Below are 24,446 nucleotides of genomic sequence, written 5' to 3'. Positions count from 1 at the left end.
CGCTGGTGCGCCGCACGCCCTTCCCTCTCCACCGGCGCCGAGCCGTCTCCGTCCCCCGCTCCGGCAGGCCCACCTGCCGCGACCTCCCTCACCGAGTTTCCGGGCGCCTTCGCCCCAGCAGGGTTTTCCGCCGCACCGGCCACCGAGCCTCCGCTCGCGCCGCCCCGTTTCCCACCCGTCCAGAATGAGCCCTTCGCGGTACCCGGGTGGCCTCCTGACCTCGCTGCCCATGCCCCTGCCTCAGCGTTCGAGTGGCCATACCCCGTCGCGCATGTGGAGAGCCCTCTGCCGGCCCCCCTCCACGCGGAGCCCTTCCCGGTACCCGGATGGCCGCCAGACCCTGTTGCCCATGTGGAGAGCCGCCCACCGGCACCCGTCCACACCGATCCCTCCCCAGCGGCCGGATGGCCGCCTGACCTCGTTGCCCCTGTGGAGGGCCCTCCACCGGCGCCCCGTAAGGCCGATCCGCCGATCTCGGTGCCGATGCGGCGCTATCTACGGTGGTTCGGCCGCACCGGCGCCCGTCTGGTCCGGCACGCCGAGGCCGGCGACGCCCAGGCATGCCTGCGCCTGTGGGTCATCACCCTGCTCCACGACCGGCTCGCCGAGGCCCGCGACTGGCTCCACCAGGCCGCCGCGGCGGGAGACGACGAAGCGGTGCGGCTGCGCACTCACCCGGCACCGCGCAAGGCGGCGACCGAACTGGCGTACGTCTACGCGACCGCCTACGAGACCGAGGGCAACAAGATCAGCCTCGCCATCTTCTTCTACCAACTCGCCGGGCGCCACGGCCACGCGGAGGCCGCTTTCCAGCTCGCGGCGATCCATGCGGGCCGTGGCCATCAATGGCTGGCCGCCACCTGGTTCAGCCGCGCCGCCGATGCCGGGCATCCGCAGGCGTCCGGCAGGTTCACCGCGATCTCCGGGGCAATCAGCGGCGGCGATCTGGACGACGACCACACGATGCTGGCCGAGCTCGCGAGGGAGTGGAGGCAGGAGCACTCCCGGTGGGGGGCCTCGACGGTCTAGGCTCGAGCCGAGAGTGGACGCGGGAGTCCGGTGGACCGGGCTGAGAGTGCGGCTGGGTGGCCGCAGACCGCTGGAACCTGTCCGGGTCATGCCGGCGTAGGGAGTTGTGCACATGACGACGTCCGAATCCGTCGTTCCGTCGCAGGCGCGGCCGTACAGCGAGGAGCTGTGGGAGGCCATCGCGCCGACGTACAAGGCCATCCTCGACCACCCGTTCATCAGGGGACTGGTGGACGGGACGCTGCCGCGCGCGGCGTTCCGGCACTTCGTCGTGCAGGACTCGCACTACCTGCGGGACTACGCCCGCGCGCTGGCCCTGTGCGCGGCCAAGGCGCCCCGTGAGGAGGACGTGCGGGCCTTCGCGAGCGACGCGGTGGGGGCAATCGCCGCCGAGCAGGAGATGCACGCCGCGTTCATGGCCGACCTCGGCGGGTCGGCCGAGCAGGCCGCCGGGCAGCCGGTGGGGCCCACCACACGCGCCTACACCAGCTACCTGCTGGCGACGGTGTACGGCGGGTCGTTCCTGGACGGGCTCGCGGCGGTGCTGCCCTGTTATTGGATCTACGCCCGGGTGGGCGAGGCGCTGATGAAAGAGTCCTCACCCGACCCGCTGTACCGCCGGTGGATCGCCACCTACGGGGACGAGACCTTCCAGAGCGTGGTGCGCCGGGTGGTGTCCCTCGCCGACCACGCGGGCGCCGAGGCGACCGGCGGCCAGCGCACCCGGGCGCTGGAGCACTTCGTCACCACCTCGCGCTACGAGTGGATGTTCTGGGACGCCGCCTGGCGCGCGGAGACCTGGCCCGTCTGACCGGGCGCGGCGCGTTCGCGATCGGGTGGGAGCCGTCGTCATGGTCCTGCCGGCGCATGACGGGTGCGCCGACGTCGTCGCCGCGTGACCGGACGGGGCCTCCACCCGGAACATGATCTTCGGCGGCAGGCCCATGCTGTGGCCACCGGGCATTCGTGCCCCCGCGACCACACGGAGGTCTGTGCCGAACGAGACGGGGGCGCGGTCCGGACGGGCGAGGGCGGGGTCAGCGGCGGGTCCAGATCCAGGCGTGGCCGTCCTCGTCGTAGTCCGGCTCGCCGCCGACGGCGATCGCCGGGACGCCGCCAGGCCCGGCCGCCAGGCCGTACACGGCCGGGCTCGACCGGTGCGGGGTCCGCTCGACGGTCCAGTGTCCGGCGGCGTAGTGCACGATCACGTCGCCGCCGCGTCCACCGCCGATCCAGACGCCGCCGCGCCCGTCGGCCGCGACGGCCGTGAAAGCGGGGAGGCGGGAGGCCGGGACGACGGGCGCGGTCCACCGCGACCCGTCCCACGTGAACAGGACGTTCTCCGGGGGCTCACCCGGCCGGTTCACTCGGCCCACGGCCCACGCCTCGCCTGAGGGACTCACCGCCACGCCGGTCAAGTGGCCCTCCCCCGCGGCCGGGGCGGCGGGCAGCGGGGCGGCGGCCCAGCGCTCACCGTCCCAGCGCGTGATCGCGGGATGCCCGCCCGCCACGCCGACCGCCCACACCTCGCGCGGCGACGACGCGCCGAAGGCCTCCACCTCCATGCCGCCCGGGGATGCGAGCTCTCGCCACACCCCGCCCGACCAGTGCGCCAGGAAGGGCGTCTCACCGTCCTCGGTGAGCACCCCGGCCGTCCACGCCTCGCGGGCCCCGGTCACCGCCGCCGCCCGCAGGAGGCGCCCGCGCGGACCGGCCGGGCCGCCCATGCTCACCCAGCCCCCGCCCTGCCGGCGCCACGCGCGGGCGTCCCCGGTGAAGATCCACGGGACGCGACTGCCGGGTGCGGCCGAAACGGTGCGGATCGCGACGTCCCTGACCGGGGCGGCCACCTCCCGCCAGGACCGGCCGTCCCAGTGCCTGATCAGCGCGGCGCCCTCGTCGTGGTGGCCCGCGGCCCAGGCGTCGTCCTCGGCGAGCACCAGGGCGGTGTTCATGGAGCCGCCCCACTCGTGCACGCCGGTGGCGACCCACTCGGCCTCACCCTGGACGACGGACAGCGGGGTGGTGGGGCCCGCCGCCACGGACGGGGCGGGGTCGGGCACCCCAACAGCGCTCGGGCCGGGCGTGCCGGCCGAGGACCCGGACAGCACGGGGGTCGCAGAGGGCGCCGGGGCACCGGGGCGGGCGGTGGAGGCGCACGCGGCCAGGGACAGAGCGATGGTCATCGCCAGAAGCACCGCCGCCGGCGCGCGCCTGCTCATCTGGGGATCGTACGGCCATACGGGGCACCGGGCGGGGTCGCCGGGATTGTCACCGACGAGCAGAGGTCGCCAGGTTGGTCGCCGGTGGGCCCCGGTCGACGGGATCGACACCACCGGGCGCGCGGGCATCGGGCTCGCCGCCGCCGGAGTTGTCGCCGGCGGCCCCGGTCGCCGGGATCGTCATCCAGGGGTTGCGGCCGGCGGATCGCCGGCCGCCGTCACGGCTGCCGTGCCGGCACGCGGCGGGCTGCCCGGAGGTCAGAGCCAGCTGTTGCGGCGGAAGCCGCGGTAGAGGAGGGAGCAGATGACGAGCATGACGCCGATGACGAGGGGATAGCCCCAGACGGCGTTCAGTTCGGGCATGTGCTTGAAGTTCATGCCGTAGATGCCGGCGATCATCGTGGGCACGGAGACGATGGCCACCCAGGCGGAGATCTTGCGCATGTCCTCGTTCGCCAGGGCGTTGGACCTGGCCAGGGCCGCCTGCAGGATGGAGTTGCACAGCTCGTTGGACGACTCGACCTGCTCGCAGACCCGTGAGAGGTGGTCGACGACGTCGCGGAAGTACTCGCGCATCTCGGAGGGGATCATGCGGCGCTGCGGCAGGGCCCCGAGCGGCGTCTGGAGCGGCGTGACCGCGCGCTTCATCTCGATCATCTCGCGCTTGAGCTGGTAGATGCGGCCGATGTCGCGGGAGCTGACGTCGGCGAAGACGGCCGCCTCGACCTCCTCCAGCTCGGCCTGCATCTGGTCGGCGACCGACAGGTAGCGGTCGACGACGTGGTCGGCGATGGCGTGCAGGACGCCGGAGGGGCCGCGGGAGAGCAGCTTGGGCTTGTCCTCCAGGCGGCCGCGCACGTCCGCGAGCGGACAGTGCTCGCCGTGGCGCACGGTGACCACGAAGTCGGGGCCGACGAACACCATGATCTCGCCGCTGGCGATGATCTCACTGGAGGCGGTCAACTGGTCGTGGTCGAGGTAGGCGATGGTCTTCAGCACGACGAACAGCGAGTCGCCGTAACGCTCGACCTTCGGCCGCTGGTGCGCCTTGATGGCGTCCTCCACGGCCAGGGGGTGCAACCCGAACACCTCGGCCAGCCACTCGACCTCGGGGGCCTCCGGCTCGTGGAGCCCCACCCAGACGTAGGCGCCCCCGGTCTCCGACGCGGCATTGTGCTCGCGGACCAGACTCACGGCCTCCGGGATGCCGGACACGTGGACACGCTTGCCGGCGATGTACGCGCCGTACTGCACAAGGGAGTCACTCGGCGGAACGCAGCGGCCGTTGAGCGGCCCACGGCGCAGAGAGGTGACCGGCGCCGAGGCGCCGAGGCGCACGTGAGTGGTGCGCTGGTGCAGGTTGATCCGCTGGAAAAGGGTGGACGAGCGCATGGCGGTCCCTTCCCGCCCGACCTCGGGAACCCACACGCGGAAAGCATCAAAGCACGACGAACGTCGCAGAAAAGAACAGGCGTGTGGCTCTCAGTCGGACACCGAATTGGAGTGGTCGGGTTTGCGCACGACGTACGTGCGCGAGCACGTACTGCTGGGATCACCAGATGTCATCCCGATTCCACCTCCAATCTCCCGAGAGACGGCCCAAAGCCGCCCTAACTTACCACAGGCAGGCTTCAGCCCCCAGCTTACATCCCCACGGGATCACTCGATCATGTGGAAGTTCACAAAAGGCCGCCGCCCGGCCTGTGAAGACCGGCCGTTCTTTCCCGGCAGGCGCCCCCCTACATGCCCCGACCTGCGGCGACGCCCGCGGCGTCCGGCGACCCCAGACCCGCCCCGTAGACTCCCCACGTGCGCGTTCTTGTGATTGGAAGCGGCGGCCGCGAGCATGCCCTGTGCCGCGCCCTCGCCCTGGACCCCGCGGTGTCCGACCTCCACTGTGCCCCCGGCAACGCCGGCATCGCCGCGGTGGCGACGCTCCACCCGGTCGTGCCCACCGATCCCGGCCAGGTCGTGGCGCTGGCCACGCGCCTCGGCGCCGAGCTCGTCGTCATCGGGCCCGAGGCGCCGCTGGTGGCCGGCGTCGCCGACGCCGTCCGCGCCGCGGGCGTCCCCTGCTTCGGGCCGTCGAAGGAGGCCGCGCTCATCGAGGGCTCCAAGGCCTTCGCCAAGGACGTCATGGTGGCCGCCGGCGTGCCGACGGCGGGCGCCCGCGTGTGCGTCACCCCCGAGGAGACCGAGGCCGCCCTGGAGGCGTTCGGCGCTCCGTACGTCGTGAAGGACGACGGGCTCGCCGCGGGCAAGGGCGTCGTGGTGACCTCCGACCGCGCCGAGGCGCTCGCCCACGCGGCGGCCTGCGGACGCGTGGTCGTGGAGGAGTACCTCGACGGCCCGGAGGTCTCGCTGTTCGCGCTGTGCGACGGCGCCACGGCCGTCGCGCTCCAGCCCGCCCAGGACTTCAAGCGCGCCTACGACGGCGACCAGGGCCCGAACACCGGCGGCATGGGCGCCTACACGCCGCTGCCGTGGGCGCCCGAGGGTCTCACCGAGCGGGTCATGGACGAGGTCGTCCTGCCGTCCATCGGCGAGCTCGCCCGGCGCGGCACCCCCTACACCGGAGTCCTGTACGCCGGGCTGGCGCTCACCGCGTCCGGGCCGAAGGTCATCGAGTTCAACGCCCGCTTCGGCGACCCCGAGACGCAGGTGGTGCTCGACCGGCTGGAGACGCCGCTGGCCGGGCTGCTGCTGGCCTGCGCGACCGGCGCCCTCGACCGGCAGCCCGCGCCGCGCTTCCGCGACGGCGCGGCCGTCACCGTGGTCGTCGCCGCCGAGGGTTACCCCGCCGACCCGGTGAGGGGCGACCGCGTCGAAGGGCTCGACCCCGTCGCGAAGGACGCCTACGTCCTGCACGCCGGCACCGCGCTGGACGCCGAGGGACGGGTGGTGTCGGCGGGCGGCCGGGTGCTGAACGTCGTCGGCACCGGCTCCGACATCGCCGCCGCGCGCGCCGCCGCGTACGCGCAGGTGGAGCAGGTCAGGCTGCGCGGCTCCCACCACCGCTCCGACATCGCCGCCCGCGCCTGACGGAACGAATGATCGCAAACCGGTAGCGCCGAGGCGGCCGGTCGCGATAAGCCCAGGGGGACGGGCGAACCCTGGAGGAACGTATGGCACCCGATCCGGCCGTGCGATCGGACGAGGCCGCCGAAGACGGGGCGGACGCCGTCCCCAGGACGGACGGCGCCCCAACTACGGACGGCGCCGACGCCCGCGGGCCGGGTGAGGCCGCCCGCCCGGCGAAGTCCGGCGGGAACGACGGGCCTGGCGCGCTGGACGACATCGCCGGGCTCAGCGAGCAGGACGTGCTGCGCTGGCCCGGCGTGTGGCGGGTGCACATCGCCTCCCGCGCCCAGGAGATCGCGGCCGACGCCGGGCGCTGCCTGGCCGCCCGGCCGGACGAGCGGGGCCTTCGGCCGCTGCACACCGCCATCGAACGCCACCTGGCCGCCGCCGCGCGGTACGCGCACGAGCGGCAGGGCTGGCGGCGCTGGCTGACCGGGCAGGCCATCGAGGCGGCGTGGTCCAACATCTACGGCGCCACCATCCTGCTGTACGGGCTGCTGCCGGCCGGCGAGCTCAACGCCCGCGCCCCCGAGGTCCTCGCCACCGGGCGGGCCTACCTGCCCGCCGACGACGCGCGGCTGGTCGGGCTCACCGCGCGCGTCGCCGCGGGTGACATCGGCGAGAGCGACCGGTCGCTGCTGCAGGCGGTGCTCCGGGCGGCCTACGGCATGGCCTCCATCGAGAGCGGCCGGGTGCGCAGCTTCCGCAACCTGCTGCTCGGCGGCGTCGCCACCCTCACGCTCATCGTCGCCGGCCTGGTCGCCGTCGGAGCGATCTGGCCCGCCGCCATCCCCATGTGCGGCAACGGCACGCTGCTGGCGAGCCTCGGGCAGAACATGAGCAGCGGGGGGTGCCCGGCCGGCGCCGGCGCCCCGACCCACGGGGACGTGCCGCTGGTCGCGCTCGTCGGGATGCTGGGCGCGGCGCTCGCCACGGCCACGAGCCTGTCGACCCGCTCTGAGCTGTCCACCCGCTACTCCCTCGCCGTCGCGCAGAACCTGCTCAAGGTCCCGGCGGGCGTGGCGACGGCGATCGTCGGCCTGCTGATCCTCAACTCGGGCTTCGTGCCGGGGTTCGGCGGGCTCAGCTCGCAGACCTCGATCCTGGTGTGGGCGATGGTGTTCGGGTACGCCCAGCAGCTCGTGACGCGGTTCGTGGACCAGCGGGCGAACACGCTGCTGACCGCCGCGTCGCCCAGTGCCGGGACCAACACCTCCGTACGCTGAATGATCTGCGCTTCACCGGGTAGCGGAGTGGCGCCAAAGTGGCCGGGCCGCCATCCCGAAAGGGCTACTGTGGGCGGATAACTCTGCCGCCGTCCGCTTAACTGGCGCGTCATTTACCAGAATTCGAGGAGCCTCTACATATGGTTCGATACCGCGTGCGCGGCGGCAACGCCCTGCGTGGAACCGCGTTCATCCAGGGAGCCAAGAACGCCGTGCTCCCGATGATCGGCGCGGCCCTGCTCGCCGCAGAGGGCCGCACGGTTCTGCGCAACGTACCGATCATCGAGGACGTCCGCCGGGCGGTGGAGCTGGCCGAGTCCGTGGGGGCGAAGGTCGAGCTGCACGAGGCCGAGCGCACTCTGGTCATCGACGCATCCCGCCTGACCAGTCCGGTGCTGCCCGCCGAGATCGCGCGGCGCTTCCGCGGGTCGGTGCTCTTCGTCCCGGCGCTGCTCCACCGCCTCGGCGAGGCCGTCATCGAGGGCGTCGGCGGGTGCAACCTCGGCAGCCGCAACCTCGACTTCCACTACCTCGGGTACAAGCGGCTCGGCGCGGTGGTCGACGAGGGCGAGAGCGTCATCCACGTCAAGGCCGCCGGCCTCACCGGCGCCCCGCTGTACCTGGACACCCCCTCGCACACGGGCACCGAGAACCTCATCATGGCGGCGGCGCTCGCCAAGGGCACCACCATCATCGAGAACGCGGCCCTGGAGCCGGAGGTCCTCGACGTCATCGACATGCTCACCAAGATGGGCGCCCGCATCAGCGGCGGCGGAACCGGTTTCATCACCGTCGAGGGCGTCGACGAGCTCACCGCCGTGGAGCACCGGGTCATGCCCGACCGCCTCGACGCCGGCGTGTTCGCGATGGCCGCCGCCATCACGGGCGGCGAGGTCAACCTGGTCGGCGCCTCCCTGGCGCACCTCGGCGTCGTGCGCTGGAAGCTGGAGCAGATGGGCGTCGAGTTCGCCACCGACGGCGCGGTGCTGAACGTCCGCCGCGACCGGCCGCTGCGCCCGATCAACGTGATCACCGACACCTACCCCGGGTTCGCCACCGACCTGCAGTCGCCGATCATGACGGTGGCCTGCCTGGCCGACGGGGCGAGCTACATCCACGAGCGCATCTTCGACGGGCGGTTCGCGCTGGCCGGCGAGTTGAACAAGATGGGCGCCAACATCGAGGTCGAGGGCAGCCGCGCGGTCGTCCACGGCGCCACCCCGCTGACCGGAACCGACGTCACGGCGCACGATCTGCGTTCGGGCATCGCGCTCGTGCTCGCGGGCCTGGCCGCGGACGGCGAGACCGTCGTCTCGCCCGGCTACCTCATCGACCGGGGCCACCACGACCTCGCGGCACGCATGAAGGCCCTGGGTGGAGATGTGGTAAGAGAGATTTCCCCTACGACCTGACTGAGCCCGTAAACCGCCTCTGACCTGTTCATATAGCCATCCTTGCCATGCCTTCAGGGCATGGGAGAGCCGCTTTCCGGCAAATCCGGGCGTGACATTAGTGCCTTGGCGAGCGATCGTTCCAAAGAGGACTAGACCGGATGGGAGACGAACCCGAGCCGGAGACGCCGCATGCCGCCTTCCGGCGGCCTGACCGGCGCCCCCCGCGAGGCGGACTCGACCAGTGGATTTCGCGAGGAAGCCACGCCGGGCGCCCACCGGGCCGGACACGCCGGCCGCGGGGTGCCGCGCGGCGCGGCGCCTCCATCGAAGGTATGGCGGGATGGGACGAACATTGGTCGAAAGGGCCGAAGAAACTCCGCGAGGATCACGTGTGGGCGCATCGGGCCCGGACCTCACCATCGGGGTGGTGGGGCCTCACGACCTGGTCGAACGCGTGATGCTCATGGGCCACGCGGCGGCCCCGGTTCCGTGCCGGCTGGTCGCCGCGGCTTACCGTGACGAACAGGAGGCGGCCGACAAGGTGGTACGGCTCGGCCCGGGGGTGGACGCCTGCCTGTTCGCCAGCCCCGTGCCGTACGAACTGGCCAGGCGCTCGGGCGTGCTCACGATCCCCGCGACGTACGTCCAGCTCGGGGGCCCCGCCCTCACCGCGGCCCTGGCCAGGGCCGCGCTGGACGAGCGCATCGACCCGCGCAGGGTCAGCGTCGACCTGCTGAGCCGCTCGGACGTCGAGGAGGCTTATGCCGACCTCGGCATGCCGACGGGCGGGGTGCAGACGCGTGAGGAGCCGGGGGCGACCGGCACGGTCGCCGCCTACCACGAACGGCTGATCAGGCAGGGCGCCACGACGGGCGCGCTGACCTGCCTGCCCGCGGTGGCCGACCGGCTCGCGGCGGCCGGGGTGCCGACCGTGCGGGTGCGGCCGACCTCCGCGGCGGTGCGCACGGCGCTGCACACCGCGGCGCTGCTCGGCGCGCACCACAGGCTGGAGGAGTCGCAGCTGACGGTGGTGCTCATCGAGGTGCCGACGTTACGCGAGCCCGTACGGCGGGCGGCTCCGAGGTACTGGCGTGACGAGCTGCGGCTGTCACTGCACCGGTTGCTGGTGCAGGAGGCCAATCGGATGAACGCCGCCGTATGGGCGATCGACGACCACAGCTACCTGGTGACGGCCACCCGCGGCTCCATGGCGGCGGCCACCGACGGATTCCGGGTCCTGCCCTTCGCCGCGCGCATCCGCGACGAGCTCGGGCTGGCCGTGGAGGTCGGCGTCGGCATGGGACGCACGACTCATGACGCCGAGACGCACGCCAGGGCGGCGCTCGCCCGCTCGCAGGCCGGCAAGCAGCCGCAGGGGTTCGCGGTGGACCGCGAGGGCCGGACACTCGTCCCTGCGCCGCGGATGCCTCCTCAGGCGCCGGGGCAGGGCCGGCCGAAGGGCGTCGAGGTGCTGGCGAGGCTGGCCGCCAAGCTGGAGGGCGGGGACACGATCGTGGACGCGGAGAGCGCCGGGCGGATGCTCGGGGTCACTCCCCGCACGGCTCGGCGGCTGTTGCGCACGCTGGTTGACGAGGGACTCGCGTGGCCGCTCCCGCCGAACCGCACCCCCCAGCCGGGGCGCCCGCGCCAGCTCTACCGCCTCATCGTGGAGAAGCTCGGCCCACGCTGACCTCCGGGGGCGGGTCGCCCGTGTGGGGCGGGCGACCCGCGCCTCCGAGGGGTGCGGCGGCGGCGACGCGTCGTCCACAGCCTGTGGACAACTGGCCCCGCTTGAGCCACGAATTGTTACATTTCCGCATCTGGGGCCGGAGAAAAGAGCCGAGTCCCGGGTCGCCGGTTTTCCACAGCCTGTGGACAAAGCGGCCTCCGACGGGCGGCGCGGGTGATGGCGCAGGTGAGCACCGGCGGCGGATCGCGGGGGTACGTCTCACGGTCCGATACCCGCGTGTGCCGCCGTCGGGCCGATCGATATTGTCATGAGCTATGGTCGAGAACACTCGTGACATCAAGGTGTGGGCGGCGCTCGCGGCGGTGTACGTCGTGTGGGGGTCGACCTACCTCGGCATCAGGCTCACGATCGAGACCATGCCGCCACTGGTGAGCGCCGGGATGCGCTTCGTCGCGGCGGCGGTCATCCTCGGCACCGTGCTGGTGCTGCGCAAGGGTCCTTCGGTCCTGCGCATGAACGGCCGGCAGTTGTGCGGTGGCGGGCTGGTCGGGCTGCTGCTACTCCTCGGCGGCAACGGCATGGTGGCGGTCGCCGAACAGCACATCTCCTCCGGCCTGGCCGCCCTCCTGGTCGCCTCGGTGCCGCTCTGGCTGGTCATCTTCCGCACCGTCGCGCGCGACCGGCCGCACCTGCTCTCGCTGGCCGGGGTGCTCATCGGCTTCTGCGGCGTGGCCGGCCTGTCGCTCACCGGCGGCGGGTCCTCCGACTCGACCGGCATCGTGGTCGTGCTCGCCGGCTCGCTGTCGTGGGCGCTCGGCTCGTTCCTGTCCGGACGCATCCCCATGCCGGAGGACCCGTTCGTGGCCAGCACCGTCGAGATGATCGTCGGAGGCGCCGGGCTGCTCATCGTCGGCCCGGCCGTCGGGGAACGCCTGCACCTGGACCAGGTGAGCGCCGGGTCGTGGCTGGCGCTGGCCTATCTGGTGCTGGCCGGCTCGCTGGTCGGCTTCACCTCCTACATCTGGCTGCTCGGCAACGCGCCGATCTCGCTGGTGTCGACCTACGCGTACGTCAACCCGGTCGTGGCGGTGCTCCTCGGCGTGGTCGTGCTCAACGAGCGGGCGACCGGCCAGATGATCGCCGGCGGCCTGGTGATCGTGCTGGGCGTCGCCCTGGTGGTCTCCACCGAACGCCACGCCCGCCGCCCCCGCCCCTCCGACCAGGCAGGCGAGACCCAGCTCACCCGCTCCTGACCGACAACCCCACAGGGGCGGATCCCCCCCGACCGGCCGGAGATTCTCCGTCCAAGACAGGCACGGTTGAGGAAACGCAGACCACCAACCGGCTGGGCATGATCAGCAATACGCGCGGCCCCGCACTCTGACGGTCGGTCTGGTCGGTGACCAGGTGATCACTGACGACATGTCCGCCATAAGGTGGACTCGACATCACAGCGGACCCCGGATGGGAGCACAACAGTGATGAGCGAAGCCGTCGCCACGGCATCCAAGCAGGTAGTGGCACGCTATTTCGATATGTGGAACACCGGCGATGTCTCCGCCGCCCCGGACATCCTCCGGCAAGACTGGATCGATCACGCCCACCCCGAGGTGGCCGGCCCAGGAGGTGTTCAACGTGCGATCGAGCAGATCAGAGCGGCACAGCCGGACCTTCGCTTCCACATTGAACGCATCCTTGCCGACGCTGATCGGATCGCGGCCATCGGCAGCGTTCGCCGAGGACAGGACCTCAGCACGCCGGGGACCGGCATGATCTGGCTAATTCGGGTTGAGGATGAACAGATGGCCGAAATGTGGACATACCGCAGCACCACCTGACGAGTGCGGTGACCACAGACGTTCACCGGGCGCGGCTCTGCACCCCCGGCCACGTGCCACAGTGATCGGCGCCGGGTCGGCGGGTCGTGGTACGGCGATGCCGGCGCCTGCTACGGCGCCCGAGCCGGTGAATGTTCGTGGACAGCGCACTGGCCGAACCGGGCACCGCGCCACCCGGCCAGAACGATGAACACGCTGCTCTGCCGGGTGGAGGGGCGCTGGGAGTCGGCGGCTGGGGAGGGTCAGCCGGAGGCGCCGAAGGACTCCGCGGCGGCGAGGAAGGTGTCGTTGGCCTCGGGGGAGCCGATGGAGACGCGGGCGCCCTCGCCGGCGAACGGGCGGACGGCCACACCGTCGACGGCGCAGCGTTCGGCGAACTCCAGCGTGCGGTCACCGAGGCGCAGCCAGACGAAGTTCGCCTCGGTGGGCGGCACCTGCCAGCCCTGCCCGAGAAGGGCCTCACGGACGCGTGTGCGCTCTTTGACGACCGTCTCGACGCGCTCGAGCAACTCGTCCTCGGCGGCCAGCGAGGCGATCGCCGCGGCCTGGCCGATGCTGTTGACGGCGAACGGGACCATGGTCTTGCGCACGGCGGCGGCCACGGGCTCGTGGGCGATGAGATAGCCGACGCGCAGGCCGGCCAGCCCGTACGCCTTGGAGAAGGTGCGCAGGACGGCGACGTTCGGCCGGTCGGCGTACAGGCCCACCCCGTCGGGCACGTCGGCGTCGCGGACGTACTCGCGGTAGGCCTCGTCCAGGATGACCAGCACGTCGCCGGGGACCTGGTCGAGGAAGGCCGTCAGCTCGGCGGCGCGGTTGACCGTGCCGGTCGGGTTGTTGGGGTTGCACACGAAGATCATGCGCGTCTCGGGGGTGATCGCCGCCGCCATCGCCGCGAGGTCGTGGGTCTCATCGGCCAGGGGGACGCGCACTGAGACCGCGCCGGCGAGGTCGGCGAGCAGCGGGTAGGCCTCGAAGGACCGCCAGGCGTAGATCACCTCGGCGCCGGGGTCGCTCACGGTGGCGAAGAGCTGCTGAGCGACCGTCACCGAGCCCGCGCCCAGCGCGATGTGCTCGGGAGGCACGCCGAAACGCTCGGCCAGAGCCTCGGTGAGCCGCACGCAGGCGGGGTCGGGATAGCGGTGGACCTCCGCGGCGGCGGAGGCGATGGCCTCCAGCACCGACGGCAGCGGCTCGTACGGGGACTCGTTGGACGACAGCTTGAAGGACCGGCCGTCGGCGGAGACCACGGCCTTGCCCGGCCGATAAGCGGCCATCTCGTCGAGGATGGGACGGAAACGCGGCATGGCCTTACCTTATGACGCGCCGACCCCACGAGAACCTCCGGCCGCGCCCCTGTGGAAAAGTACCGGCCCCCGACCTCCCCATGTGAACCAAACCCCCCGACCGATCCCAGCGGATCGGCCGAAGAACCCGCTCGGGGCGCGGCGGTGTTCTGAGGAGGAGAGAGCGAGTGCGAGGAACGAGCGCTCGTGAACGACGACGAAGGACGCCGCCTCAAAGGCGCCCCGAGCCCGCCGAGCGGAGGGAGGCCAAGCGAACACAGCCTCAACCTAGGCGGAGCATGGGGGGGTGGAGGAGTTCGGCGGGGCCGCGGCGGTAGAGCATGGCGGGACGGCCGCCGTCGCGGGTGGTGGTGCGGCCCGTGGGCACCAGGAAGCCGTCGGCCTTGGTGACCTTGCGGTGGAAGTTGCGCGGGTCGAGCGGGCGTCCCCACACGATCTCGTACACCCGCCGCAGATCGGCCACCGTGAACTCCTCCGGGCAGAACGCCGCGCCGAGGGAGGTGTACTCGAGCTTGGCGCCGGCGCGTTCGATGCCGTCGAGCATGATGCGCCGGTGGTCGAAGGCCATGGTCTGCAGGGAGGACACCGGCTGCCAGCTCATGTGGGCCTCGGTGGAGGCCGGAAGGTCGGGCGCGAGCCCGAGGTAGGCCACGCTGACCACGCGCTGGCGCGGGTCGCGGTCGGGGTAGCCGTAGGTGCGGAGCTGCTCGAGGTGCACCGGGGCGCCCGGCAGCCCCGCGCGCTCGGCGAGGACGCGGGACGCGGCGGCGGGCAGATCTTCCTCGAGCTGGATGAAGCCGCCGGAGAGCGCCCAGCACCCTTGGTACGGCGGGCGGTCGCGCCGCCAGACGAGGGCGCTGAGCTGCTGGCAGCGCACGGTGAGCACGACGAGATCCACGCTGACGGGAATGCGCGGGACCATGGCAGGCACGTTACACCGGTGACGGAGGGCCGAAGACCGTCATGTGCCCCGATTGAGGTAGACCGGGGCGTTGCTCTGCCGTCCGTCGGGCGAGGTCACGTCCACGCGGACCCAGGCGTCGGCGGGGATGGACGACCAGTCGACCGGCACCCAGATCTTCCGCACGGCCCCGGGCAGGCCGGGGATCGGCGAAGGGTCGGACCATCCGGCGTCGGCCGCGTCCACCTCGCGCGGCTCCGACCCGCCGTACCAGCTCAGCGTGACCTTGGCGCCGGCGACGTTGTAGCCGCGCACCTCCAGTCCGTCCTGGATGCCGCGTTTGGCGACGATGGCCTGGATGGGGATGGGGCGGCTCCAGTCCTCGGCGACCTGGTCGGCGAGCGTGGGGGTTCCGCAGGTGAAGAAGCTGCTCCACTTGTAGGAGATGATCTTCGAGACGTACGGCCCGACGAAGGTGACCGCCGAGTCCAGGCGCTTCTTGTCGGTCACGCCGCGCTTGCCGCCCGCCTCGCAGGCGCCGTCGCCCTCGGGCTCGAACGCCTCGACGTTGGCCCACAGCTGGACGTCGTCCCCTTCGGCGCGCAGCTCCGCGAGGGCCTCGGCCATGGCGCGGTAGTAGTCGCGCGTGGCGCCGTAGTACGCCTTGCCGTAGGTGGTGTCGCCCACGATGGGCTTGAGCCGGGAGTCGACCTGCTGTCCCTTGAGGTTGGGCCAGAACAGCCCGACCTTGCCGGTGCCGCGGCTGTCCTGCGGGGCGACGATGCCGACGCCGGTGCGCGCGAGCGCCTTGAACCCGGCCTTGACCTGCGCCGGAGTGGAGGTGAACTTCTTCTCCCTGCGCCCGTCCAGGTAGGGGCTGACCATGATGGGCTTGCCGGGCAGTTCCTGTTGCACGATGTCATGCTGTTCGGCGTACACCTGCAACGTCGGGACCACCGACGGGTCGGGCCAGTCTCTGATCTGCAGCTCGAACGGCTGGTAGACGCCGCCGAGCGAGGCGCGGTCCTTGAAGCGGTCTCCGTAGTCCTGCAGGACGCGCCTGGTCAGCGTGGTCAGGGTGCCGATGTGCCGGGGGTCGGCCCTGGTGGGCTCGACGCGGTCGCGCGGCGCCACGGGCAGCGCCGGGAAGACCTTCATGGCGAAGCGGTCGGCCAGGTCGAGGATCTCGGTCAGGCTGTCCTTGGGCGCCCCGTCCACGAGGATCAGGTGGTAGCCGAGCCCCTTGGTGGTGAAGTCGCAGGTCGGGTTGTCCGAGCCGTCGTCGGGGGTGATCACGCGGTAGAAGACGTCGTCCCCGACGGTGACGGTGTGCTCCATCTGCGGGCACCGGAACAGGTCGGGGCCGAAGGCCTCGTCGGTGCGGTAGATGTAGGTCCAGGTGATGCGGTTGCCGGGGTTGGCGGCCTTCAGGGCCGACTCCGCGGCCTGCACGCACGTCAGGCCGTTCTCCTGGCACCTGTCGAAGCGCGGGTCGGGCTCCTTGCCCTGGGCGTCCAGGACGTGCCCGTCGCCGTCCACGGCGCGCGGCTGCAGGCCGAAGCCGAGGCGCACGACGGTGTCCCCGCCGACGCTGTGGATGGCCTGGAGCTGTCTGCGCCAGGTGCAGTGGTCGGAGGTCGGCACCAGCCAGTAGCCGGTGATCGCGTACGGGGTCGGGCTGGTGGTGTCGAAGGTTCCGCAGGGATCGCTGAACACGCTGGTCGAGGGCGTGGGGCTCGCCGTCTTCGTCTTCTGCGCCGGGGTCGTCGCCGCGCTCTTCGAGTCGCCGGGAGAATGCGGAAGAACCATGACGATCGCCGCGACAGCGGCCAGAAGGGCCGCACCCAGCAGCAGTGTGAGGCCGCGCACCTTCAGGAGATTACCGTCCTTAAGTTGTGGCCCTCATAAAAGTCGATCAGGGCCGCATCGGCGTTCCGGCGCGCCCGCGCACGGGCGTGCACCGCCCGGCGGGCGGCGTCCGGTGGCCTATTTCTTCACACCGGCCCAGGCCTCGAGCTGTGTCACGAACCTGCGCGCCGAGTTCGGCCAGTGGTGGTTCGCCCGGGCGGCGGCGTACCCGCGCGCCCCGGCGCCCTTGCGCGCCTCCGGATCGTTCCGCAACCGCAGGACGGCCCGCGCCACGGCCTGTGGATCGCGCCAGGGCACGACCATGCCGCTCTGGTAACGCTCCACCAGCTCCACCGCCCTGGGCGACGGAGTGGTGATCACGGGGATGCCGTGCGCCATGTACTCGACGATCTTGGTAGGCATGGAGTGGCGGTAGTTGGGCTCGTCGTGCAGCAGGGAGAGCCCGGCCAGCGCCCCGTCGAGCCGCTTGAGCGCCTCGTCGTTGGGCATGAAGTCGCGCCACTCCAGCACCCCCTCGGCGACGGCCTGGTTGAGCATCGGCCTGCTCTGCGGGTCGGCGTAGCCGATGAGCTCCACCGCGACGCGGTGCGGCTGCAGCAGCCGGCCCACCTCCACCGCCTCCCGCACGCCGCGGGCCTCCGACAGCCATCCCAGGTACACCACGCGGTCGTCGGACGGCTCGCTGACGTGGTCGGGCACCCAGGTCTCGTTCGGCACGACCAGGTGCGCCTGCCGGAAGCGGCCCGCGTAGGCGGTCTCGGCCAGCAGCAGGTGCAGGTGCCGCTCGGCGGTGCCCTCCAGCAGCCGGGCGAGGAAGCGCGTCGGGGGCCGCAGGAAGGACGGCAGCCAGGGCTTCAGCGACAGGGTGGCCGGGGTGTCCTCGTGGACGTCCCAGACCACCGGCGGCCGCTTGCGCACCGCCGCGACCGCGAGCAGCAGCTCGGGGTCGTGGATGAGCGCCAGGTCGACCTGGCCGCGCAGGCTCTTGAAGAGCCGGCGCGCCGCCCGCACGGCCGCCAGTCGCTTGCGCTCGGCGGCTCTGGGCAGGTCCACTCCGGTCACCCACGACCGCGGCACGACACCGCGTGCGGTGTAGGGCGCGGCATACGTGACCACATGACCGGCGTCCACGAGCGCGCGGATCTGCCGGTGCAGGATCCGGGCGTCCTCAGGGTGGTGGACCACCGTCATGACAAGCACGTGCACGCGCCGACCCTCCGCCCGTCAGAGCCGCTCGACGCGATCGCCCTCGGAGAGGACGCCCCGGGTGTCGAGAATGAGATGGGCTCGTTGCTGCACCATGTCCAGATCGAACTCGGAGTGCTGCTGCAGGAGCACGGTGACGTCCGCCTTGCGCACCGCCTCCGCCAGGTCGTCCTCGCGCGGCACCTCGACCCCGTCGACCGACCACTGCTTGACGTGCGGGTCGGCGAACAGCAGCTCGGCGCCGAGGTCGCGGAACGCGCGGGCGACCGGCACCGCGGGAGTCTCGCGCTCGTCGGCGATGTCGGGCTTGTAGGTGACGCCCATCAGCAGGACCCGCGAGCCGTTCACCGGCTTCTTGGCGCGGTTCAGCAGGCGCTGCACGCGGGCGACGACGTACGCCGGCATCCGCTCGTTGATCTCCTGCGCCAGCTCCACGAAGCGGAACGGGTAGCCGAGCTTGCGCACGGCGTGGGAGAGGTAGGAGGGGTCGACCGGGATGCAGTGCCCGCCGACGCCGGGGCCGGGGAGGAACTTCTGGAACCCGAACGGCTTGGTGGCGGCCGCCTCGATCGACTCCCACAGGTTCACGCCGAGCTCGTCGCAGAAGATGGCCATCTCGTTGACCAGCGCGATGTTGACGTGCCTGTAGGTGTTCTCCAGCAGCTTGGCCATCTCGGCCTCACGGGTGCCGCTGACCGTCACCACCTGCTCGACCAGCCGGCCGTAGAACGCCGCCGCGCGGTCGCGGCAGGCCTGGGTGTAGCCGCCGACGACCTTGGGCGTGTTGCGCAGGCCGAACTTGGGGTTGCCCGGGTCGATGCGCTCGGGCGAGAAGGCGAGGTGGAAGTCGACGCCCGCGGTGAGCCCGGAGGCGTCCTCCAGGATGGGGCGGACCACGTCGTCGGTGGTGCCGGGGTAGGTGGTCGACTCCAGGACGACGAGCGTGCCCCGCTGAAGGTGGCGCCCCACCGTCTCGACCGCGCCGCGCACGGCGGACAGGTCCGGGCGGTGGTCCTCGTCGAGCGGGGTCGGCACGCAGATGACGATGGTGTCGCTGCCCGTCAGGACCGTCTGGTCCAGCGTGGCGGTGAAACCGTTCGTCAGCATCGTGTCCAGGTCGGCGTCGCTCAGGTCGTCGATGTAGGAGCGGCCTGAGGTCAGGGCGTCGACCTTGCGCGGGTCGATGTCCAGCCCCACCACCCGGAGGCCGACGCCTGAGGCCTCCTTGGCGAGGGGCATGCCCACGTACCCGAGGCCGATGACCGCGAGATCGTATGCGCTCACGTGACGACCTGAGGGAGTCCGAAACAACACTGCATGGTGGGAAAGGCTATCTCAAGTCCGCACAGATCACGTCTAATGCGATTGAACGGGTAACCAAGCGAAGGTTTCACAAGGGTCATCTCGGGGTTGTCATCCGGCGACGGACTGGTAGATCGTCTTGTAGTTCTCGGCGATGCGGCTCCACGTGCGCTTCGCGGCCACCTCGGCGCGGCCCGCCTCGCCCATCTCGGCGCGGCGCGCGGGGTCCTCGCGGAGCCCGGCCAGCGCCTTCGCCAGCGCCGCCGGGTCGCCCGCCGGAACCAGCAGCCCCGCGCCGTCCGACCCGACCAGCTCCGACAGCGCGGGCAGGTCGCTCAGCACGACGGGCTTGCCCAGCGCCATGGCCTCCACCGGCTTCAGCGGGGTGACCAGGCGGCACACGCGCAGGTCCTCACGCGGGCACACGAAGATGTCGATGGCCGACTGGGCCTGCAGCGCCTCCTCGGGCCCCACCCGTCCGGGCAGGATGGCGAGGTCGCCGAGCCCGAGCTTCTCGGCCTGGGCGAGCAGCGCGGGCCGTTCGGCGCCGTCGCCGACGATGAGCACCCGCACCGGCGTCCTGGCATCGCGCAACTGCGCGGCGGCCGACAGCAGCGTGGCGAAGCCCTCGTAGCCGACGATGCTCGACACCGAGCCGACCACGATCTCGCCCGGCGCGATGCCGTACGCCGCGCGGAAGGCCGCGCCGTCGTAGTCGGCGGTCAGCAGCGAGTCGTCCACGGCGTTCGGCGCCAGGAAGATCTTCTCCCGGGGGACGCCGCGCTCGACGATCTCGGCCGCCATCGTCTCGGCCAGCGTGACCACGGCGTTCGCCGAGCGCATGATGTGCGCCTCGCGTTCGCGCTGGAGCAGGTGGCGCTCGCTGCCGACCCGGGCGGCGTCGCGCGAGGCCCAGGTCTCCTCCAGGAAGCCCCGCACCTCGTACACCAGCGGCGTGCCGGTGCGCTCGCGCACGGCCAGCCCCACCGAGCCGTTGCGGTGGTCGGTAGCGGCGTGCAGGACCTGCGGCCGCAGCGTCCTGACCAGCTCGGTCACCTCGCCGGCGCCGCGGATCATGCGGCCGCGGCTCTCGAACGGCACCTCGCCGCTCGGCAGCAGGCGGTGGTAGGGGACGCCGTCGATCTCCTCGTACGGCTCGGCGTCGGCGTGCCCCTGGAGCATCGGCCAGCCCCAGCTCGTCACCACGTGCGGGTCGAGCCCGGCGGCGCGCTGCGCGGTCACGATGCGGTGGGTGCGGACGGTGTAGCCGGCCTGGGTGTAGGGCAGCGCGTTGGTCACGCAGTGCAGCACCCGGCCCGCGACCCGCTCGCCGACGATCACCTTGGACTTCGGCGGGATCGGGGAGGCGCCGATGGCGGCCTTCTCGCCCTCGTAGTAGGCGATGCGCCGGCGGATGAACGGCCAGCGCGCGTGCGGCTGGAGCACCTCGACGGCCTTGGTCATGCGCCCGCGCTCGAACTCGACCTTGGCCGCCTCGAGCGGGCCGTCGGCCATCCGGCGCGCGATCTTGCGCGCCGTGACCTTGACCACGCGGGCCACCGGCCAGGCGACCTTGCCCACGGCCGGACGCAGACCTGGCGGCATGGCCTCCGCCGCTGCCTGCGCCACCCGCATCGGGTCGGACTTGACCCTGGTGACGAAGACCCTGGAGACGATGACCGGATGCTGGACGAAGCCCTTGAGGAAGCCGCGCAGGCCGGCGCGAGCCGACTTGGGGGAGACCTTCTCGGGCCGGCTGGCCTCGGAAACCACGCCGTGACCGTACCATAGGCAACGCTTGGTCCATCGGGGCAACATGTGACCCACTCCCGGCTGAAAGGCGAGGTCAATGAGGGACAATCCCCTCGTCCTGCACGTGCTCGGCGCTCGCCCGAACTTCGTCAAGGCGGCTCCGGTCGTGCGCGGCCTGGACGAGCTGGGGGTGCGGCAGGGCATCGTCCACACCGGGCAGCACTACGACGCGCTCATGTCCGACGTCTTCTTCGCCGACCTCGGCCTGCCCGACCCGGTCGCCAACCTCGGCGTGGGCTCCGGCAGCCACGCGCGCCAGACGGCCGCGCTGCTCACCGGCCTGGAGGAGGTCGTCCTCGCCCACCGGCCCGACCTGGTGGTGGTGTACGGCGACGTCAACTCCACGCTCGCCGCGATCCTGGTGTGCGCCAAACTGCACGTCCCGACCGCGCACGTCGAGGCGGGCCTGCGGTCCTTCGACCGCGAGATGCCCGAGGAGGTCAACCGGGTCGTCACCGACGCGCTCGCCGACATCCTGCTGGTCACCAGCCCCGACGGGCTGTCCCACCTGGCGAACGAGGGCGTCTCCCCCGCCAAGGCGCACCTGGTCGGCAACCCGATGATCGACAGCCTGTTCTCGGCGCTGCCCAAGCTCGACCCCGCGCCGCTGAAGGCCCGGCTCGGCCTGCCCGACCGGTACGCCGTGGCCACCCTGCACCGCCCGGCCAACGTCGACGACCCCGAGTCGGCCCGCGAGCTGGTCGAGGCCGTGCTGGCGGTGGGCGAGCAGGTGCCGGTCGTGGTGCCGCTGCACCCGCGCGGGCGCGAGCGGCTGGCACAGGCGGGGCTGGTCACCGGCGAGGGGCTCACCATCATCGACCCGCTGGGGTACGTCGAGTTCCTGTCGCTGGTGCGCGGCGCGGCGCTGGTCGTGACCGACTCCGGCGGCGTGCAGGAGGAGACCACCATGCTGGGCGTGCCGTGCCTGACCGTGCGGCCGAACACCGAGCGGCCGGTCACGATCACCCACGGCACCAACCGGCTGGTCACCCCCGCGACGCTGCCCGCGGCGGCGTCCAAGGCGCTCGCGGACGGCGCGGCCACCCCGAGCGGCGACCTGCCGCCGCTGTGGGACGGCAAGGCGGGGCCGCGCATCGCCCGCGTCATCGAGGCGTGGCTGCGCGGCGACAACCTCTCGCCGGCCGCGCAGGGTACGGTGCCGAACAGCTGACCTGCGCGTTTGGGCGAATTGCCCGACTTCGCGGACCGGACGCCGTACGATCGGACATTCCCGGGCCATGCGGGGGTGACGCGCGCGTGAGAAGTCCCGGACAACGAGGGAGCGAGTCCGACCATGGCCGATGACGACAAGAATCCGGACGAGCCGCGTTTCCAGCGTCTCGGCGCGGCCAACTGGCTGCCCGAGGAGCGCAAGGTCGTCGAGCGCTACGAAGACCGCATCCGCGATCTCGAGCGGCGTCTGGCCACGGCCGAGGCCAAGGCCGAGTACGCCCAGTGGCAGCTGTCGGCGACCAAGGCGCAGCGTCCGTACCGCGTGAGCACGGCGCTCGCCGGCGCCAAGCGCCCCGCCAGGCTCGTCCGGCTCCCCCGCGACCTGTCGCAGGCCATGAAGCCGAAGAAGGCGCCCAAGCCGCCCGCGACCGTCACCGCGAGCGCCGCCGCCATCGACGCGGTGCTCGCGCACGCGCCCGAGGTCAAGATCCCCAACCTCGCCTGGCCGGACGGGCCGGTCAACCGCCCCGACCTGAAGGTCGCGGTCATCTTGGACGACTTCTCCCGGATGGCGTTCAAGTACGAGTGGGACCAGATCGAGTTCGGGCTCAAGGACTGGCAGGAGGTCTTCGCCGAGAAGCGTCCTGACGTGCTGTTCTGCGAGTCGGCCTGGCACGGCAACCAGGGACGCTGGCGCTACCAGATGACCGGCACCAACGCGCCCAAGCAGGAGCTGCGCGAGCTGGTGGCCTGGTGCCGCGAGCAGGGCATCCCCACGGTCTTCTGGAACAAGGAGGACCCGCCCAACTTCGACTTCTTCATCGACACCGCCAAGCTGTTCGACTTCGTGTACACGTGCGACGGCGACATGGTGCCGAAATATCGCGAGATATTGGGTCACGACCGGGTGGACGTGCTGCAGTTCGCCGCGCAGCCCCGGGTGCACAACCCCATCCAGACCAAGCAGGGCCGGCCCTACGACGTCGTGTTCGCCGGCATGTACTTCCGCGACAAGCACCCCGAGCGGCGCGAGCAGATGGAGACCGTGATCGCCCCCACCCGGGAGCTCGGCCTGCACATCTTCGCCCGCAACGACAAGGCCGGCGACAAGTACGCCTGGCCGGAGGAGTACCGGCCGCACATCGTCGGCGAACTGCCCTACGAGCAGATGCTGGCCGCGTACAAGATGTACAAGGTCTTCCTCAACGTGAACTCGGTGATCGACTCGCCGACCATGTGCGCCCGGCGCGTGTTCGAGCTGTCGGCGTGCTCCACCACGGTGCTGTCGGGCTGGTCGCGGGCCATCGAAGGCACCTTCGGGCCGCTGATCCCGATCGCCCACACCCAGGAGGAGGCCTACAACCAGGCCCTCTACCTGATCAACAGCCCCGAGCTGCGCGCCCGGCAGGCCCACCTGGCCATGCGCGAGGTCTTCGACAAGCACCTGTTCACCCACCGCGTCGACCAGATCCTCACCGCGCTCGGCCGCCCGGTCGTCCCCCGCACGAAGAGCGTCTCGATCGTCCTGCCCACCAACCGCGCGGGCCAGCTCGAGCACGCCATCGCGCAGGTCGCCCGGCAGCGTCACCGCGACCTGGAGCTGATCCTCGTCCTGCACGGCCTGTCGATCGACCCCGAGGTGGTGCGCGACAAGGCGGTGGCCGCCGGCGTCCCCGCCGTCAAGGTGCTCACCGCCGACCCCGCGCTGACGCTCGGCGAGGTGCTCAACCTCGGCATCGCCCAGGCGGACGGCGAGTACATCGCCAAGATGGACGACGACAACCTCTACGGCCACCACTACCTGTCGGACCTGCTGCGCGCCTTCGACTACGCCGACGCCGAGATGGTCGGCAAGGGCGCGCACTACACCTACTTCCCCGCCACCAACACCACGGTGATGCGCCTGCCCGGCCTGGAGCACCGTTACGCCCACCTCGTGCAGGGCGCGACGATCCTCGCCAAGGCGGACCTGCTGCGCACGTTCGCCTTCGAGGCGGTCAACGCGGGCGAGGACACCCGTCTGGTGCGCCGCTGCAAGGAGGAGGGCGTGCGCATCTACTCGGGCGACCGCTTCAACTTCGTCTACATGCGCGGCGCCGACGCCTCCGCCCACACCTGGAAGGCCCAGGACTACAAACTCACCCGCAACGCCCAATTCTGCTTCGTCGGCCACCCCGAAGCCCACGTCATGATCTGACCTCCGCGCTCCAGAGTGCCCATCAGACCCTGCAATGACCTGCGCAGACCGTGTCCCTGGGGCACCATGAAGGTGTCGTGAGCATCAGCTCGCGAAAGTGAACCCGGCAGCTCTCCGGACGGTGAGTCGGCCGGGTTTCGCGTATCCGGAGCACTTGCCCGATTCGGTCGACGGTGGAAGATTGTTTCTATACGCAATC

At 71.7% G+C, this 24,446-nt stretch carries 18 protein-coding genes and 1 riboswitch; of the genes, 10 read left to right on the top strand and 8 right to left on the bottom strand.

Annotated features, from left to right (window positions below):
• Positions 1 to 429: 429 nt before the first annotated feature.
• Both ABZU32_RS07455 and tenA read left to right on the top strand, forming a co-directional pair.
• On the top strand, positions 430 to 1,029 hold the full coding sequence (locus ABZU32_RS07455) for a hypothetical protein (RefSeq protein ID WP_354918471.1): 600 nt from the start codon (positions 430 to 432) through the stop codon (positions 1,027 to 1,029).
• Between the two features lie 9 nt (positions 1,030 to 1,038).
• A riboswitch (TPP riboswitch) is annotated at positions 1,039 to 1,149 on the top strand.
• Positions 1,142 to 1,840: a thiaminase II gene (gene tenA, locus ABZU32_RS07450; RefSeq protein ID WP_354918468.1), complete on the top strand. Its 699-nt coding sequence runs from the start codon at positions 1,142 to 1,144 to the stop codon at positions 1,838 to 1,840. It overlaps the preceding riboswitch by 8 nt.
• 226 nt (positions 1,841 to 2,066) lie before the next feature.
• Here the strand turns inward: tenA and ABZU32_RS07445 are convergent, their stop codons facing one another.
• Positions 2,067 to 3,251: a hypothetical protein gene (locus ABZU32_RS07445; protein WP_354918465.1), complete on the bottom strand. Its 1,185-nt coding sequence runs from the start codon at positions 3,249 to 3,251 to the stop codon at positions 2,067 to 2,069.
• A gap of 258 nt (positions 3,252 to 3,509) precedes the next feature.
• The gene (corA, locus tag ABZU32_RS07440; protein ID WP_354918462.1) at positions 3,510 to 4,643 is read right to left on the bottom strand and encodes a magnesium/cobalt transporter CorA; all 1,134 of its coding nucleotides are present in this window, start codon (positions 4,641 to 4,643) and stop codon (positions 3,510 to 3,512) included.
• 417 nt (positions 4,644 to 5,060) lie between these two features.
• Here corA and purD point away from each other — a divergent pair, with 417 nt between their 5' ends.
• The 6 genes from purD to ABZU32_RS07410 all read left to right on the top strand — a co-directional run bounded on the left by purD (position 5,061) and on the right by ABZU32_RS07410 (position 12,480).
• A complete protein-coding gene (gene purD / locus ABZU32_RS07435) occupies positions 5,061 to 6,293 on the top strand; it encodes a phosphoribosylamine--glycine ligase (RefSeq protein WP_354918459.1) in 1,233 nt (410 codons plus the stop codon).
• Positions 6,294 to 6,376: 83 nt separating this feature from the next.
• Positions 6,377 to 7,558 carry a hypothetical protein gene (locus ABZU32_RS07430; protein ID WP_354918456.1) on the top strand — a complete coding sequence of 394 codons (1,182 nt, stop codon included), beginning with the start codon at positions 6,377 to 6,379 and terminating at the stop codon, positions 7,556 to 7,558.
• A 140-nt stretch (positions 7,559 to 7,698) separates the two neighbouring features.
• Positions 7,699 to 8,970: a UDP-N-acetylglucosamine 1-carboxyvinyltransferase gene (gene murA / locus ABZU32_RS07425; protein WP_354842541.1), complete on the top strand. Its 1,272-nt coding sequence runs from the start codon at positions 7,699 to 7,701 to the stop codon at positions 8,968 to 8,970.
• Positions 8,971 to 9,409: 439 nt separating this feature from the next.
• A complete protein-coding gene (locus ABZU32_RS07420) occupies positions 9,410 to 10,642 on the top strand; it encodes a transcriptional regulator (protein WP_354843166.1) in 1,233 nt (410 codons plus the stop codon).
• Positions 10,643 to 10,956: 314 nt separating this feature from the next.
• Positions 10,957 to 11,895 carry an EamA family transporter gene (locus ABZU32_RS07415; RefSeq protein ID WP_354842544.1) on the top strand — a complete coding sequence of 313 codons (939 nt, stop codon included), beginning with the start codon at positions 10,957 to 10,959 and terminating at the stop codon, positions 11,893 to 11,895.
• Between the two features lie 228 nt (positions 11,896 to 12,123).
• Positions 12,124 to 12,480: a nuclear transport factor 2 family protein gene (locus ABZU32_RS07410; protein WP_354918453.1), complete on the top strand. Its 357-nt coding sequence runs from the start codon at positions 12,124 to 12,126 to the stop codon at positions 12,478 to 12,480.
• A 242-nt stretch (positions 12,481 to 12,722) separates the two neighbouring features.
• On the opposite strand, the gene hisC is transcribed toward ABZU32_RS07410, so the two are convergent.
• From hisC to ABZU32_RS07380, 6 genes are all read right to left on the bottom strand, one after another.
• On the bottom strand, positions 12,723 to 13,787 hold the full coding sequence (gene hisC, locus ABZU32_RS07405; RefSeq protein ID WP_354918450.1) for a histidinol-phosphate transaminase: 1,065 nt from the start codon (positions 13,785 to 13,787) through the stop codon (positions 12,723 to 12,725).
• A gap of 262 nt (positions 13,788 to 14,049) precedes the next feature.
• On the bottom strand, positions 14,050 to 14,709 hold the full coding sequence (locus ABZU32_RS07400; protein ID WP_354842552.1) for an NUDIX domain-containing protein: 660 nt from the start codon (positions 14,707 to 14,709) through the stop codon (positions 14,050 to 14,052).
• Between the two features lie 39 nt (positions 14,710 to 14,748).
• Entirely contained in the window at positions 14,749 to 16,557 is a 1,809-nt protein-coding gene (locus ABZU32_RS07395) for a DUF4434 domain-containing protein (RefSeq protein WP_354918447.1), read from the bottom strand.
• A 117-nt stretch (positions 16,558 to 16,674) separates the two neighbouring features.
• The gene (locus ABZU32_RS07390; protein ID WP_354918444.1) at positions 16,675 to 17,763 is read right to left on the bottom strand and encodes a glycosyltransferase; all 1,089 of its coding nucleotides are present in this window, start codon (positions 17,761 to 17,763) and stop codon (positions 16,675 to 16,677) included.
• 18 nt (positions 17,764 to 17,781) lie between these two features.
• The gene (locus ABZU32_RS07385) at positions 17,782 to 19,047 is read right to left on the bottom strand and encodes a nucleotide sugar dehydrogenase (RefSeq protein ID WP_354918442.1); all 1,266 of its coding nucleotides are present in this window, start codon (positions 19,045 to 19,047) and stop codon (positions 17,782 to 17,784) included.
• Positions 19,048 to 19,176: 129 nt separating this feature from the next.
• Entirely contained in the window at positions 19,177 to 20,838 is a 1,662-nt protein-coding gene (locus ABZU32_RS07380; RefSeq protein ID WP_354918439.1) for a glycosyltransferase family 4 protein, read from the bottom strand.
• 76 nt (positions 20,839 to 20,914) lie between these two features.
• Between ABZU32_RS07380 and wecB the strand changes: the two genes are divergently transcribed.
• Together wecB and ABZU32_RS07370 are read left to right on the top strand one after the other, a co-directional pair.
• A complete protein-coding gene (gene wecB / locus ABZU32_RS07375; RefSeq protein WP_354918436.1) occupies positions 20,915 to 22,048 on the top strand; it encodes a UDP-N-acetylglucosamine 2-epimerase (non-hydrolyzing) in 1,134 nt (377 codons plus the stop codon).
• Positions 22,049 to 22,171: 123 nt separating this feature from the next.
• Positions 22,172 to 24,247 (top strand): glycosyltransferase, encoded by a 2,076-nt coding sequence (locus ABZU32_RS07370; RefSeq protein WP_354918433.1) that lies wholly within the window; start codon positions 22,172 to 22,174, stop codon positions 24,245 to 24,247.
• Positions 24,248 to 24,446 lie beyond the last annotated feature (199 nt).

Source organism: Sphaerisporangium sp. NPDC005288, from assembly GCF_040607475.1.
In the GTDB taxonomy this organism is placed as follows: domain Bacteria; phylum Actinomycetota; class Actinomycetes; order Streptosporangiales; family Streptosporangiaceae; genus Sphaerisporangium; species Sphaerisporangium rhizosphaerae.
The sequence above is the reverse complement of the archived record's forward strand: the minus strand, read 5'-3'. Positions and strand labels throughout refer to the sequence as shown.

Bases quoted from the DNA above. Each gene is read 5' to 3' on its own strand.
- ABZU32_RS07420 (WP_354843166.1), top strand. From the start codon at position 9,410: ATGCTCATGGGCCACGCGGCGGCCCCGGTTCCGTGCCGGCTGGTCGCC.
- ABZU32_RS07410 (WP_354918453.1), top strand. From the start codon at position 12,124: ATGAGCGAAGCCGTCGCCACGGCATCCAAGCAGGTAGTGGCACGCTAT.
- hisC (WP_354918450.1), bottom strand. From the start codon at position 13,787: ATGCCGCGTTTCCGTCCCATCCTCGACGAGATGGCCGCTTATCGGCCG.
- tenA (WP_354918468.1), top strand. From the start codon at position 1,142: ATGACGACGTCCGAATCCGTCGTTCCGTCGCAGGCGCGGCCGTACAGC.
- murA (WP_354842541.1), top strand. From the start codon at position 7,699: ATGGTTCGATACCGCGTGCGCGGCGGCAACGCCCTGCGTGGAACCGCG.
- ABZU32_RS07370 (WP_354918433.1), top strand. From the start codon at position 22,172: ATGGCCGATGACGACAAGAATCCGGACGAGCCGCGTTTCCAGCGTCTC.
- ABZU32_RS07445 (WP_354918465.1), bottom strand. From the start codon at position 3,251: ATGAGCAGGCGCGCGCCGGCGGCGGTGCTTCTGGCGATGACCATCGCT.
- ABZU32_RS07415 (WP_354842544.1), top strand. From the start codon at position 10,957: ATGGTCGAGAACACTCGTGACATCAAGGTGTGGGCGGCGCTCGCGGCG.
- corA (WP_354918462.1), bottom strand. From the start codon at position 4,643: ATGCGCTCGTCCACCCTTTTCCAGCGGATCAACCTGCACCAGCGCACC.
- wecB (WP_354918436.1), top strand. From the start codon at position 20,915: ATGAGGGACAATCCCCTCGTCCTGCACGTGCTCGGCGCTCGCCCGAAC.
- ABZU32_RS07430 (WP_354918456.1), top strand. From the start codon at position 6,377: ATGGCACCCGATCCGGCCGTGCGATCGGACGAGGCCGCCGAAGACGGG.
- ABZU32_RS07400 (WP_354842552.1), bottom strand. From the start codon at position 14,709: ATGGTCCCGCGCATTCCCGTCAGCGTGGATCTCGTCGTGCTCACCGTG.